This is a genomic window from Ramlibacter lithotrophicus (assembly GCF_012184415.1).
Classification (GTDB): Bacteria; Pseudomonadota; Gammaproteobacteria; order Burkholderiales; family Burkholderiaceae_C; genus Ramlibacter; species Ramlibacter lithotrophicus.
Genome location: NZ_VTOX01000002.1, coordinates 353,605 through 365,027, shown reverse-complemented (window position 1 = coordinate 365,027; position 11,423 = coordinate 353,605). Strand labels below are relative to the sequence as shown.

Genomic DNA, 11,423 nt, shown 5'->3' with positions numbered 1-11,423 from the left:
CGCAGCTTTCCGCTGCCGTGCATCAACAATGGCAGACCGCACGGCCCGCGCCTTGAGGTAAGGCAAAGGAGGCAGGGCGCCTCAATGCCGCGCGCGCGGCCCCGGCATTGAGCCAGCGCAAGGCGGCCGCCGTGCCGCGCCCCAGAATGAAACCAGGCGCCGCCCGCGGGCAGCCTGCTCGAGCGTGCGGTGCGAACCCATCGGGAGGCAGCATGCGATTCGCCGACCGGATCGACGCCGCGCAGCAACTGGCGCGCGCCCTGCAGGGCTGGCGCGGCCGCCATCCGCTGGTCCTGGCCATTCCGCGCGGCGCGCTGCCGATGGGGCGCGTGCTGGCCGAGCGGCTGCAGGGCGAGCTCGACGTGGTGCTGGTGCGCAAGTTGCGCTCGCCGTTCTCGCCGGAATACGCGATCGGCGCCATCGACGAGCTCGGCTGGGCGTACATCGCGCCATACGCGCACGCGGCCGGCGCCGACGACGCCTACATCGAGCGCGAAAAGCGCGAGCAGTTGCAGGTGCTGCGCGAGCGTCGCGCCCGCTACACGCCGCAGCGCGCGGCCGTGGACCCGGCGGGGCGGGTGGTGATCGTTGTCGACGACGGCCTGGCGACCGGCGCCACGATGCTGGCGGCGTTGCATGCCGTGCGCGCGCACCGGCCCGAGCTGCTGGTCTGCGCGGTGCCGGTGGCGTCGCAGGACGCGATCGAGCTGGTGCGGCCCCATGCCGACCAGGTCGTGTGCCTGTTCACGCCGCCGGACTTCCAGGCCGTGGGCCAGTTCTACCGCACCTTCGGACAGGTCGACGACGAGGAGGCGATCGCGCTGCTGCGAGCGGCGGGCCAGGACGCGCCGCCGCCGCCATGAGGGCCGATGCCGCCGGCGTGCGGTTGTTCCTGTGCGGCGACGTGATGACCGGCCGCGGGATCGACCAGTTGCTGCCGCATCCAGCGCCGCCGCGCCTGTTCGAGGCATACGTGCAGTCCGCCGCCGACTATGTGCGGCTGGCCGAGGCGCGCTGCGGCCCCCTCGGGCGAGGGCTCGACGCCGGGTACCCGTGGGGCGACGCGCTGGCCGTGCTGGAGCAGATGCGGCCGGCGTTGCGCATCGTCAACCTCGAGACGGCCGTGACGGTGAGCGAGGAAGCGCAGCCCGGCAAGGGCATCCACTACCGGATGCACCCGGCCAACGCCGGATGCCTGTCGCGCGCCGGGATCGACTGCTGCGTGCTCGCCAACAACCACGTGCTGGACTGGGGCGTCGTCGGACTGCTCGAGACGCTTCGCACGCTGCAGGCGGCGCACCTGCGCTTCGCCGGGGCTGGCCGCAACGCGGGCGAGGCCGCGGCGCCGGCGCGGCTCGCGCTGCCCGGCGGCGGCCGGGTGCTGGTGTTCGGCGTGGCGGCGGCCAGCAGCGGCGTGCCGCCGTCGTGGGCCGCGACGGCCCGGCGGCCGGGCGTCAACTACCTGGAGACGGTGTCGCCCGCGAGCGCCGCGTGGCTGGCCGGCGCCATCGCGCCGCAGCGCCAGCCCGGCGACCTGGTGGTGCTGTCGATCCACTGGGGCGCCAACTGGAGCCCGGCGGTTCCGCCGGCGCATCGGGATTTCGCCCGCGAACTGATCCGCTCGGGTGTCGTCGACGTGGTGCACGGCCACTCGTCGCACCATGTGCTGCCCGGCGAGTTCATGGACGGCAGGCTGGTGCTGTACGGCTGCGGCGACTTCATCAACGACTACGAAGGCATAGGCGGCCACGAGGCGTTCCGGCCGGACCTGGCGCTGATGTACTTTCCACGGCTCGACCGCGACACCGGCAAGGTCGAACAACTGCTCCTGGTGCCGATGCGACAGCGCCGCCTGCGGCTGGAGCGCGCCGGCGACGCGGACGTGGCGGCGCTGGCCGACATGTTGCAGGCACACCCGTTCGGCGGCCGCGTCGGGCTGCGGCCGGACGGCGTGCTCGAGCTCGCTGGCTGACGGGGGCTGGACCATGGACGGCGCGCCGCTCACCGGCCCCGGGCAGCGATCGCTGCCGCAGCCGCGCGCCTCGCTGGAAGCGAAGGTCGCGGCGCTGCGACAGCCCTCGGCCTGGCCGGTTCCGCCCGCCAGCGTCGAGGCGATCGAAACCCACATGTCCTGGGTGTTCCTCACGCCGCAGCAGGCGTTCAAGCTCAAGAAGCCGGTCCGCTCGGACGGGCTGGACTTCGGCACGCTGGAGCGGCGGCGCTTCTTTTGCGAGGAGGAAGTGCGGCTCAACCGCCGGCTCGCTCCATCGGTCTACCTCGACGTCCTGCCGCTACGCGCGGACGCGAACGGCGCACTGGGCTTGTGGCCCGAGGGGGAGGTGGTCGACTGGCTGGTCGTGATGCACCGGCTGCCGGCCGGCCGCATGCTGGACCGCCTGCTCGCCACCGGCGCGGCGCAGGCCGGGGACATGCGGCGCCTGGCGGCGCTGCTGTCCGGGTTCTACGCGAACCTGCCGCCGGTGCTGCACGATCCCGAGGTCTATTGCGAACGGCTGGCGCGCGAGATCGCCCATCACGAAGCGCGGCTGTGCGATCCGCAGCTGGCGTTCCCGTCGGGCGCCGTGCGGCCGGTCTGCGCCGATCTGCGGCTGTTCCTGCAGCACCGGCGGGACCGGCCGGCGGCGCGCGTGCGCGCCGGCCGCGTCGTCGAGGGCCACGGCGACCTGCGTCCGGAGCACGTCTGGCTGGGCGAGCCGCCGGCGATCATCGACTGCCTGGAATTCTCGACGGAGCTGCGCACCGTCGACAGCGCCGACGAACTCGCCTTCGTCGCCCTGGAGTGCGAACGCGCGGGAGCGGCCGACCTCGGGCACGTGCTGCTGCAGGAGTTCGCCGCGCTGAGCGGAGACGCCGTGCCACGGGAACTGACCGCGTTCTACCGGGGCCTGCGCGGCTGCGTGCGCGCCAGCATCGCGCTGTGGCACCTGAAGGAGCCGCGCTACCGTGGCTCGCCCGTGTGGCGCGAGCGGGCCGGCCAGTACCTGCAACTGGCCGCGTCGCACGCCCATGCCTGCGTTCAGCCCTCGAGCAGTTCCACCAGCGAATCGCCGCCATGAAGGCGGCGGATCGCCTCGGCGAAGAGCCGGGTGGCCGGCAGCAACGCCAGCTTCCCGGCGGCCGGCGCGGCACCGAGCCGGAACGGCGGCACGGTGTCGGTGACGGCCAGGCCGTCCAGCGCGTCGCCGCCCAGCACCTGCGGCGCCTGGCCCACGAACAGGCCGTGCGACGCGGCTGCATACACGGCGGTCGCCCCGAGTTCGCGGCAGGCCCTGGCCGTGCGCGCGATCGTGGTGCCGCTGCCGATCAGGTCGTCGATGATGATGGCGCAGCGGCCCGCCACCGGCCCGACCATCATGTCGCCGCTCACGACGTCCTCGCTGCGGTGCTTCTCGGCGAAGGCGGCGGCCACCGGCCGTCCCAGGGCGCGCTCCAGTCGCTCCCGGAACCGCTCGGCGCGCTTGATGCCGCCCGCGTCCGGCGACACCACCACCACCGGCCGCTCGCCGACCAGGGGCGCGAAGTGCGCGACGAACAGGCCGTTGGCCTGCAGGTGATCGGTGCGGCAGCGGAAGGCGTTCTGGAACGCCGCCAGATTGTGGACGTCCAGCGTGACCACGCGGTCGACGCCGACGGCCTCGAACATCGCGGCGACATAGCGCGTGCTGACCGGATCGCGCGGCTTGGACTTCTGGTCCTTGCGCGCGTAGGCGAGGTACGGGACCATCGCCGTCACCGAGGCCGCGCCGGCGTCCCTGAGCGCGCCGATGAACAGCAGCAGGCGCAGCAGCTTGTCGTTGACGCTCTGCTGGCCATCGGCGTACAGCGACTGGACCACGAAGGCGTCGCGGCCGCGCACGCTCACCAGCGGCCGGCTCTTGTGTTCGCCGTCCTCGAACTCGCGCTCCTCGTGCGGGCTCAGGGCCAGCTCCAGGTGGCGGGCGACGGCGGCGCCAAAATCACGTGAGGCATACAGCGCGAACAGCGCCAGGCGGGAGTGCTCCATGACGATCCTTTCCTCGGTCTCCCGGCGCGGGTCCGCCGCGCCATGAGCCGCTCGGCGGCTCCGGAGGCTCATGGCACCGCAGCCCGCAGGGCGGAGGTTACCCAATGAGCCACCACGACGTCTTCAACGGCGATGCCGACGGCATCTGCGCCCTGCACCAGCTGCGCCTGGCGGCGCCGCGCGACTCGCAGCTCGTCACCGGCACCAAGCGCGACATCGAACTGCTGGCCCGCGTCGCGGCGCAGCCGGGCGACAGTGTCACTGTGCTCGATGTTTCCCTGGACCGCAATCGCGCCGGCTTGCTGCGCCTCCTGGCACAGGGCGTGGCCGTCGAGTACTTCGACCACCACTTCGCCGGCGTGATTCCCCGGCACGCCGGCCTGACCGCGCACATCGACCCGGCACCCGGCGAGTGCACCAGCACCATCGTCGACCGTCATTTGCGGGGACGGCACCGCCTGTGGGCCATCGTCGCCGCCTTCGGCGACCACCTGGAGCCGGCCGCGGCCCGGTTGGCGCAGGAGGCCGGGCTCGCGCAGCGGCAGGCCGACCTGCTGCGAGAACTGGGACAGGCGATCAATTACAACGCCTACGGCGAAACCGAAGCCGACCTGCTGCTGCGGCCCGCCGACCTCTACCGTGCGCTGCAGCCCTTCGCCGATCCGTTCGATTTCGTCGCCGGGCACGACGCGCCGCGGCGGCTGGGGCAGGCGCGCCGGGACGACCTCGCGCTGGCGCATGGCACGCCGCCTGTCTGGCACGGTGACGCCGGTTCGGTCACCGTGCTGCCCGACGCCGCGTGGGCGCGGCGGGTGCAGGGCGAATTCGCCAACGAACTGGCGGCGCGGGCGCCCGAGCGCGCCCATGCGCTGCTGTGCCAGACCAAGGGGGGCTGGCGCGTCAGCGTGCGCGCGCCGCTGGCGCGGCCGCGCGGGGCCGACGAGCTGTGCCGGCGGTTCCCCGGTGGCGGCGGCCGCGCCGAGGCCGCGGGCGTCGACCTGCTGCCGCGCGAGGGCCTCGGGGAATTCATCGACGCGTTCGCGCGGGCTTTCCCGGCCGCACCCTGAAGCGCGCAGCCGCCGAGCAGCTCCAGGCGGTGCCGCCGGCCCATTGCGCCACGTCAACGCGGAGCCGGCGGCCTTGACCTAGGTTTGCCGGTGGACGAGGGCGCGGCCGCCGCGATGCGGCCGAACGCGGCGCGTCCTGGGAGGCTTGCAATGGCAGCGAAACAGCTCCTCTTCGGGCAGGATGCCCGCGACCGCATCCGCCATGGCATCGACGCGCTGGCCGACGCCGTGAAGGTGACGCTGGGGCCGCGCGGCCGCACTGTCGTGCTCGACCGCGAGTACGGGCCGCCGCAGATCGTCAACTCGGGCGTGGTGGTCGCCAGGGCGATCGAGCTGGAGGACCGCTTCGAGAACATGGGAGCGCAATTGCTGCGCGAAGTCGCCGCGCGCACCAGCGAGATGGCGGGCGACGGCACCACCACGGCCACGGTGCTGGCCCACGGCATGATCCGCGAAGGTCTGAAATACCTGGCGGCCGGCATGAACCCGATGGACGTCAAGCGCGGCATCGACGCGGCCGTCGAGGCCGTCGTCGGCGAGCTCAGGCAATTGGCGCAGCCGTGCGGGACCTCGCAGGCGATCGCCCATGTGGCGGCGATCTCGGCCAACAACGACCGCTCGATCGGTGACCTGGTGGCGCGCGCCATGGACAAGGTCGGGCGCGACGGCGCGGTTTCCATCGAGGACGGCTCCGGCATGGCCAGCGAGCTCGACGTCGTCGAAGGCATGCAGTTCGATCGCGGCTATCTCTCGGCCTATTTCATCAACAATGCCGAGCGCCAGTCGACGGTGCTCGAGGACGTCGGCATCGTCCTGTACGACCAGAAGCTGAGCGGGCTGCAGGAACTGGTGCCGCTGCTGGAGGCGGCCGCCAAGGCCGGCCGGCCGCTGCTGGTCATTGCCGAGGAGGTCGAGGCCGATGCGCTCGCCACGCTGGTGGTCAACACCATCCGCGGCGTGCTCAGGACCTGCGCCGTCCGGGCGCCCGGCTTCGGCGACCGGCGCAAGGCCATGCTGCAGGACATGGCCATCCTCACCGGCGGCCAGGTGATCGCCGCGGAAACCGGCCTGGCGCTGGAGAAGGCGCGGCTGGAGCACCTCGGGCGGGCGCGCCGCATCGAGGTGGACAAGGACCGCACCACCATCATCGGCGGCGCGGGCGATCCGCAGCGCATCAGGGAGCGCATCGCCGCCCTCAAGCGCGAACGCGAAGAGCTCACCAGCGAGTACGACCGCAAGCAGCTCGACGAGCGCATGGCCAAGCTGGCCGGCGGCGTCGCCGTGATCAAGGTCGGGGCCGCCACCGAAACGGAACTGAAGGAGCGCAAGCTGCGCGTCGAGGACGCCCTGCATGCAACCCGGGCCGCCGTCGAGGAAGGCGTCGTGCCCGGCGGCGGCGTCGCCCTGCTGCGCGCGCGGCGCGTGCTGCGCGAGCTGAGACTGCCGTCACTGGACCAGGACTCCGGCGTACGCATCGTGGCGCGCGCGCTCGAGGAGCCGCTGCGCCGGATCGTCGCGAACGCGGGCGAGGAGTCCTCCATCGTGCTGGCGCGCGTCGACGGGTCGGACCAGCGCAGCTTCGGCTACAACGCCGCCAGCGGCGAGTACGGCGACATGCTCGAGATGGGCGTGATCGACCCGGCCAAGGTGACGCGGCTGGCGCTGCAGAACGCGGGCTCGATCGCGAGCCTGGTCCTGACCGTGGACTGCCTGATCGCCAATGCGCCCAAGCCGGCCGCGCCCGCGGCCGGCGCCGGCGAGGCCGGGCCGCCCGGGATGTATTGACCGGACGACGAAGCCGCCACGGTCCGTGCGGCGTGGAAACGTCCCGCAGTGCAACCGGCCCGGCGCGCCCTGCCCTCCACGCCGCATGAACCTGCAAGCAAGGAGTTTGGGACATGAGTACGGATCCGCGCCTCGCCGTCGTCACGGGCGGCACCGGCGGGCTTGGCACCGCCATCTGCCGCCGCCTGGCCACGGACGGCCTGCGCGTCGTGGCGCTGCACACCCCGGGCAACACCCAGGTCGCGGCGTGGCAGGCCGGGCAGGCGGCGGCGGGCTGCCTGGTCGATGCCTTCCCCGCCGACGTCGCGAGCTTCGACAGCTGCGCCGGCGCCGTCGCCGCGATCCGCGAGCGCCATGGGCCGGTGTCGGTGCTGGTCAACAACGCCGGCATCACGCGCGACGCGAGCTTTCGCAAGATGACGGTGGACGACTGGAATGCGGTGCTGCGCACGAACCTCGATTCGATGTTCAACATGTCCAGGCAGGTGGTGGAGGACATGGTGGCGCTGGGCTGGGGCCGCATCGTCAACATCTCGTCGGTCAACGGCCAGCGCGGGGCCTTCGGGCAGGCCAATTACGCGGCCGCCAAGGCCGGCGTCGTCGGCTTCACCCGCACCCTGGCGCTGGAGCTCGCGCGCAGGAACGTCACCGTCAACACCGTCTCGCCCGGGTACCTGCGCACGAGGATGGTGGAGAAGGTCTCGCCGCAGGTGCTGCAGGACCACGTGCTGCCGGAGATCCCGCTCGGGCGGCTGGGCGAGCCCGACGAAGTGGCCCAGCTGGTGGCCTACCTGTGCTCCGACGCGGCCGCCTTCGTCACCGGTGCCAACCTCGCCATCAACGGCGGCCAGCACATGGCGTGAGCGCGGTCAGAGCGACTCGCAGCGCAGCGACTGTTCGTCGGGGCTGAGCGGCTCGGCCACCGCCTCCAGCCGCTCCAGCACCGCCACGCCGGCCTCGGACGCATCGCCGCGACGGGCCAGCAGGCGCTCGCGCAGCACGCCCGGCGGCGCCTGGCAATCGAGGATCGCGAACGGCACCCGCAGTTCCTCGGCCAGCGCCCGTGCCGCCGCGCGCTCGTCCCGGCGCAGGAAGGCGGCATCGAGGATCACCGGCCAGCCGGCCGCCAGCAGGGCGCGGGCCCGCGCTTCCAGCTGCGCGTACGTGCGCCGGGTGGCGTCGGCGGTGTACAAATGGAGGCCGTGCGCCCGCGAGTCTTCGAGCATCGCCAGGCCCGCGAGGCGCTTGCGTTCGACGTCCGAGCGGATGCGGATCGCGCCGGTGCGTTCCAGCAGCCGCTGCGACTGGAAGGTCTTGCCCGAGCCGGGCAGGCCGTGGGTGATGGTGAGGGCCGGCGCCGGCGGCCTGGTCCAGGAGAGCGCGGCGTCCACGTAGCGGCGAGCGGCATCCGCGCGATCCGGTCCGCGCAGCTGCTCCACCTGGGCCCGCACCAGGGCGCGGTACACGGCGGCGAAGCGCAGCGCCTCCACCCCCTGGTGGTCGCCGGTGCGGGCGAGCCAGCCATCGAGCAGCCGGAAGGCGAAGTCGCGCCGCCCGCGCGCGGCGAGGTCCATGACGGCGAACGCGAGGTCGTCGATGACGTCGATCCAGCGCAGCGCCGGGTCGAACTCGATGCCGTCGAAGGCGGCGACTTTGCCGTCCAGGCTCACGACGTTGTCCAGATGCAGGTCGCCGTGGCCTTCGCGCACGCGGCCCGCCCGGAGACGCTCGCGCCAGAGCGCGTCCAGCGTGTCCGCCTGGGCGCCGAGCCAGGGACGCAGCCGCCCCAGTTCGGCCGCCGTCGCGACGGCGCCCGTGCCTTCGAGCGCCGCGAACGCCACCCGGCGCCGACCTTCGGGGCTGCCATGGCCGCTGTCCGGCGTGGCCGGGGGCGCCTGTTCATGAAAGTCGCCGAGCAGCGCCGCGAGCGCGTCGACTTGCGCTGGCCCCAGCGTCCCGGCGGCGAGCTGTTCCGAGAACAAGGCGCCGACGGCGAAGCGGCGCATGCGCACCGCGTATTCGATGGCCTCGCCCGCGCCGTCGATGCGAGGCGCCAGCGCGGTGCCGGTGATGCGGCTCACGCCAAGGTACAGCGACGGAGCGAGCCGCTGGTTCAGCCGCACTTCCTCCGCGCAGCAGTGCCGCCGCGCGGCCAGGCTGCCGTAGTCGACGAACGGCAGCCGCACCGGCTTCTTGATCTTCCAGGCCTCGTCGCCGGCCAACAGGACCCAGGAAATGTGGGTCTCGATCACCTGCGCGGCGAGGCTGGCCGCGAGCGCCGCGACCAGCGATGCGCCTGGATGGGAAGCGGATGGCGTCATGCGCCAAGCGTAGTCCAGGGCAGGACCCGCGCCAACCACGACCGCGTTCAGTGCAGGTCGGGTGGACGGCGGCAGCTGCGCCAGCCGGCGGCGGGGCGGCGGCCGCGCGTGGCGGCCAGCAGGCTGCGCGACCGCTGCCAGCGCTGATGACAGGTGACGCCGGCGCGTGGGCGCAGCCGCAGGCCGGGGCGCAGCGGCAGCATGTTCAGCCCCGGCGCCTGCTGACGTGCACGGCCGGTGCCGCCAGCGTGCGGCCCACCAGCGCGCGGGCAAACAGGTAATCGTTGCGGGCGCGTTCGCTCAAGGTGTCGAGGTCCACCCGGCCCCGGTCGTCGCAGGGAAAGGCGTAGCCGCCGCCTTGCCCCGCAAGGGGCTCGAAGGTCAGTTCGTAGCCGTGGCGCATGGCATCGTCGCTCATGTCTGGTCCCCCGTACCGCTGTTGGCCTCATCTTGGACGCTGCGGCCGCGCGAGCCTTGCGTTTTCTCAACGCAGGCTCATCCACCCCGACAACAATGCAGGTATCCCGCCCGATGGCCGGGGGCGGGGTCGCAATGGCCGGCCGGGAAGGAAGCTCCTCATGTACCAACGTATCCTCGTTCCGCTGGACGGCAGCCCGACCTCCGAGCGCGGCCTGCGCGAGGCGATCAGGCTGGCCAGCGGCCAGCAGGCCACGCTGTTCTTCCTGCACGTCGTCGACGATTTCCGGATGCTGGTCGAGATGACCTCCGTGCGCAGCTACGACGAGATGCTCAAGGGACTGCGCCACTACGGCCTCGAGATCCTGGCCAAGGCGCGGCATGCCGCCGAAGAGGCGGGCGTGCATCGCGAGTCGCTGCTGCGCGAGGTGACCAACGAACGGGTCGCGCAGGTCATCGTCGACCAGGCGAAGCAGCACAACTGCGACCTGATCGTGATGGGCACGCACGGGCGCCGCGGCTTCAACCGCATCGCGATGGGCAGCGAAGCCGAACAGGTCGCCCGCACCAGCGCCGTGCCGGTGCTGCTGGTGCGCCAGGAGGAGTGACGCCGGTCAGGGCCGGCGCGGCTTCACCCGCCGGCCGTCGGCGACGGCTGCGGGCGGGTAGACGATGACGGCCTGGCCGGCCTGCAAGCCGGAGCGCACCCAGGCCTGGCTGCCGTTGCGCCCCCCCACGTCGACCCGGCGCAGGCGCGCCCGGCGGCCGTCGACGGTGTAGACGGCAAACCCCTCGCCGTCGGGGAACAGGGCGCCGACGGGCACCGTCAGCGCCTCGTCCTCGCTGTGCGTGATCACGCGCACGACCACCCGGAAGCCGTCGCCCATCGCCTGCCAGTCGGCCGGCGGGGCCGTCACGTCGATCAGCGTGTTGACCCGTTGTTCCTCGATGCCCAGCGCCGAGACCTTGGTGAATGCGGCGGGCTCGGTGCGACGCACGACGCCTTCCACCGGCGGGCCGCCCCAGCGCTCGATGACCGCCCGGCGGCCGGGCTGGGCCTGCACCGCGTCGGTGGTGAGCAGCTCGCTCACGACCTCCATCCGCTGCGGATCGCCGACGTCGAGCAGGGCGGCGCCGGCCGGCAGCGTCGCCTCGCTCGGCTGGGTCACCCGCAGCACGACCCCGGCCACCGGGCTGCGCACGGAGAGGGCGCCGCGGGTGGTCAGCGTGGTGGCCGCCGGCTGCAACGCGGCGGCCGCCTGGGCGCGCTCCTGCACCGCGACTTCCTGCCCGGCCTGCGCGCTCTCCAGTTCGCGCCGTGCGCCGGCAAGCGCCAGCCGCACCGAATCGAGCCTGGATGCCGACAGGAAACCGTCGGCGGCCAGCCGCTCGGTGCGCTCCTGCTCCAGCCGCGCCTCCTGCAGCGCGATGCGCGCGCGCCCGACGCGCGCCGCCGCGCCCTGGACCCCCGCGGCGGCGGCCTGCAGCCGCGCCTGGGCCTCGCGCCGGCTGCGTTCGTCGACCATCGGCGACATCACCGGGCGCAGCACGGCGACGACGTCGCCCGCCTTGACGCGGTCGCCCTCGCGCAGCGCGATCCGCTCCACCCGCGCCGCCACCGGCGCGGACACCGTATAGCGGTCCTTCACGCGCGTGCGTCCGTCCTCCTCGATCGCCTGCTCGAACCGGCCCTGCCGGGCGGCGGCGGTTTCCACCTCGACGGCGCGCGGCCAGAACGCCCAGGCGAGCGCCGCCAGCGCCGCCGCGGCGATCGCCACCCAGGCCCATGTGGTGCGGTTCAGTGTCATC

The 11,423-nt window shown here is 73.2% G+C and carries 12 protein-coding genes; 7 read left to right on the top strand and 5 right to left on the bottom strand.

Annotated elements, in window-relative coordinates:
* Window positions 1-212 precede the first annotated feature (212 nt).
* From RAMLITH_RS07765 to RAMLITH_RS07755, 3 genes are read left to right on the top strand one after another with little or no spacing between them, the layout of a single operon-like run.
* Window positions 213-863: a phosphoribosyltransferase gene (locus RAMLITH_RS07765; RefSeq protein WP_168106802.1), complete on the top strand. Its 651-nt coding sequence runs from the start codon at window positions 213-215 to the stop codon at window positions 861-863.
* Window positions 860-1,972: a CapA family protein gene (locus RAMLITH_RS07760; RefSeq protein ID WP_168106801.1), complete on the top strand. Its 1,113-nt coding sequence runs from the start codon at window positions 860-862 to the stop codon at window positions 1,970-1,972. Before RAMLITH_RS07765 ends, RAMLITH_RS07760 begins: the two co-directional genes overlap by 4 nt.
* 13 nt (window positions 1,973-1,985) lie before the next feature.
* On the top strand, window positions 1,986-3,077 hold the full coding sequence (locus RAMLITH_RS07755; protein WP_168106800.1) for a hypothetical protein: 1,092 nt from the start codon (window positions 1,986-1,988) through the stop codon (window positions 3,075-3,077).
* On the opposite strand, the gene RAMLITH_RS07750 is transcribed toward RAMLITH_RS07755, so the two are convergent.
* Window positions 3,038-4,024: a ribose-phosphate diphosphokinase gene (locus RAMLITH_RS07750; RefSeq protein WP_168106799.1), complete on the bottom strand. Its 987-nt coding sequence runs from the start codon at window positions 4,022-4,024 to the stop codon at window positions 3,038-3,040. The two genes, RAMLITH_RS07755 and RAMLITH_RS07750, sit on opposite strands and share 40 nt — an antisense overlap.
* 104 nt (window positions 4,025-4,128) lie before the next feature.
* Between RAMLITH_RS07750 and RAMLITH_RS07745 the strand changes: the two genes are divergently transcribed.
* From RAMLITH_RS07745 to phbB, 3 genes are all read left to right on the top strand, one after another.
* Complete coding sequence (locus RAMLITH_RS07745; RefSeq protein WP_168106798.1) at window positions 4,129-5,091, top strand: acetyltransferase; 963 nt, start codon at window positions 4,129-4,131, stop codon at window positions 5,089-5,091.
* Window positions 5,092-5,241: 150 nt separating this feature from the next.
* Entirely contained in the window at window positions 5,242-6,876 is a 1,635-nt protein-coding gene (gene groL, locus RAMLITH_RS07740) for a chaperonin GroEL (protein WP_168106797.1), read from the top strand.
* Between the two features lie 113 nt (window positions 6,877-6,989).
* Window positions 6,990-7,739 carry an acetoacetyl-CoA reductase gene (gene phbB / locus RAMLITH_RS07735; RefSeq protein WP_168106796.1) on the top strand — a complete coding sequence of 250 codons (750 nt, stop codon included), beginning with the start codon at window positions 6,990-6,992 and terminating at the stop codon, window positions 7,737-7,739.
* A gap of 6 nt (window positions 7,740-7,745) precedes the next feature.
* Here phbB and RAMLITH_RS07730 read toward each other — a convergent pair whose 3' ends face one another.
* Genes RAMLITH_RS07730 through RAMLITH_RS07720 form a run of 3 tightly spaced genes read right to left on the bottom strand, consistent with a single transcriptional unit; the run spans window position 7,746 to window position 9,615 of the window.
* On the bottom strand, window positions 7,746-9,197 hold the full coding sequence (locus RAMLITH_RS07730; RefSeq protein WP_168106795.1) for a bifunctional aminoglycoside phosphotransferase/ATP-binding protein: 1,452 nt from the start codon (window positions 9,195-9,197) through the stop codon (window positions 7,746-7,748).
* Window positions 9,198-9,244: 47 nt separating this feature from the next.
* A complete protein-coding gene (locus RAMLITH_RS07725; RefSeq protein ID WP_168106794.1) occupies window positions 9,245-9,400 on the bottom strand; it encodes a hypothetical protein in 156 nt (51 codons plus the stop codon).
* 2 nt (window positions 9,401-9,402) lie between these two features.
* Window positions 9,403-9,615 (bottom strand): hypothetical protein, encoded by a 213-nt coding sequence (locus tag RAMLITH_RS07720; protein WP_168106793.1) that lies wholly within the window; start codon window positions 9,613-9,615, stop codon window positions 9,403-9,405.
* Between the two features lie 160 nt (window positions 9,616-9,775).
* On the opposite strand from RAMLITH_RS07720, the gene RAMLITH_RS07715 reads away from it, so the two are divergent.
* The gene (locus RAMLITH_RS07715) at window positions 9,776-10,222 is read left to right on the top strand and encodes a universal stress protein (protein ID WP_168106792.1); all 447 of its coding nucleotides are present in this window, start codon (window positions 9,776-9,778) and stop codon (window positions 10,220-10,222) included.
* 6 nt (window positions 10,223-10,228) lie between these two features.
* Here the strand turns inward: RAMLITH_RS07715 and RAMLITH_RS07710 are convergent, their stop codons facing one another.
* Complete coding sequence (locus RAMLITH_RS07710; RefSeq protein WP_168106791.1) at window positions 10,229-11,422, bottom strand: efflux RND transporter periplasmic adaptor subunit; 1,194 nt, start codon at window positions 11,420-11,422, stop codon at window positions 10,229-10,231.
* Window position 11,423 lies beyond the last annotated feature (1 nt).

Excerpts from the sequence above, each read along its gene's own strand:
- RAMLITH_RS07710 (WP_168106791.1), bottom strand. The coding sequence starts at position 11,422 with ATGACACTGAACCGCACCACATGGGCCTGGGTGGCGATCGCCGCGGCG.
- RAMLITH_RS07760 (WP_168106801.1), top strand. The coding sequence starts at position 860 with ATGAGGGCCGATGCCGCCGGCGTGCGGTTGTTCCTGTGCGGCGACGTG.
- RAMLITH_RS07720 (WP_168106793.1), bottom strand. The coding sequence starts at position 9,615 with ATGAGCGACGATGCCATGCGCCACGGCTACGAACTGACCTTCGAGCCC.
- groL (WP_168106797.1), top strand. The coding sequence starts at position 5,242 with ATGGCAGCGAAACAGCTCCTCTTCGGGCAGGATGCCCGCGACCGCATC.
- phbB (WP_168106796.1), top strand. The coding sequence starts at position 6,990 with ATGAGTACGGATCCGCGCCTCGCCGTCGTCACGGGCGGCACCGGCGGG.
- RAMLITH_RS07750 (WP_168106799.1), bottom strand. The coding sequence starts at position 4,024 with ATGGAGCACTCCCGCCTGGCGCTGTTCGCGCTGTATGCCTCACGTGAT.
- RAMLITH_RS07715 (WP_168106792.1), top strand. The coding sequence starts at position 9,776 with ATGTACCAACGTATCCTCGTTCCGCTGGACGGCAGCCCGACCTCCGAG.
- RAMLITH_RS07765 (WP_168106802.1), top strand. The coding sequence starts at position 213 with ATGCGATTCGCCGACCGGATCGACGCCGCGCAGCAACTGGCGCGCGCC.
- RAMLITH_RS07745 (WP_168106798.1), top strand. The coding sequence starts at position 4,129 with ATGAGCCACCACGACGTCTTCAACGGCGATGCCGACGGCATCTGCGCC.
- RAMLITH_RS07725 (WP_168106794.1), bottom strand. The coding sequence starts at position 9,400 with ATGCTGCCGCTGCGCCCCGGCCTGCGGCTGCGCCCACGCGCCGGCGTC.
- RAMLITH_RS07730 (WP_168106795.1), bottom strand. The coding sequence starts at position 9,197 with ATGACGCCATCCGCTTCCCATCCAGGCGCATCGCTGGTCGCGGCGCTC.
- RAMLITH_RS07755 (WP_168106800.1), top strand. The coding sequence starts at position 1,986 with ATGGACGGCGCGCCGCTCACCGGCCCCGGGCAGCGATCGCTGCCGCAG.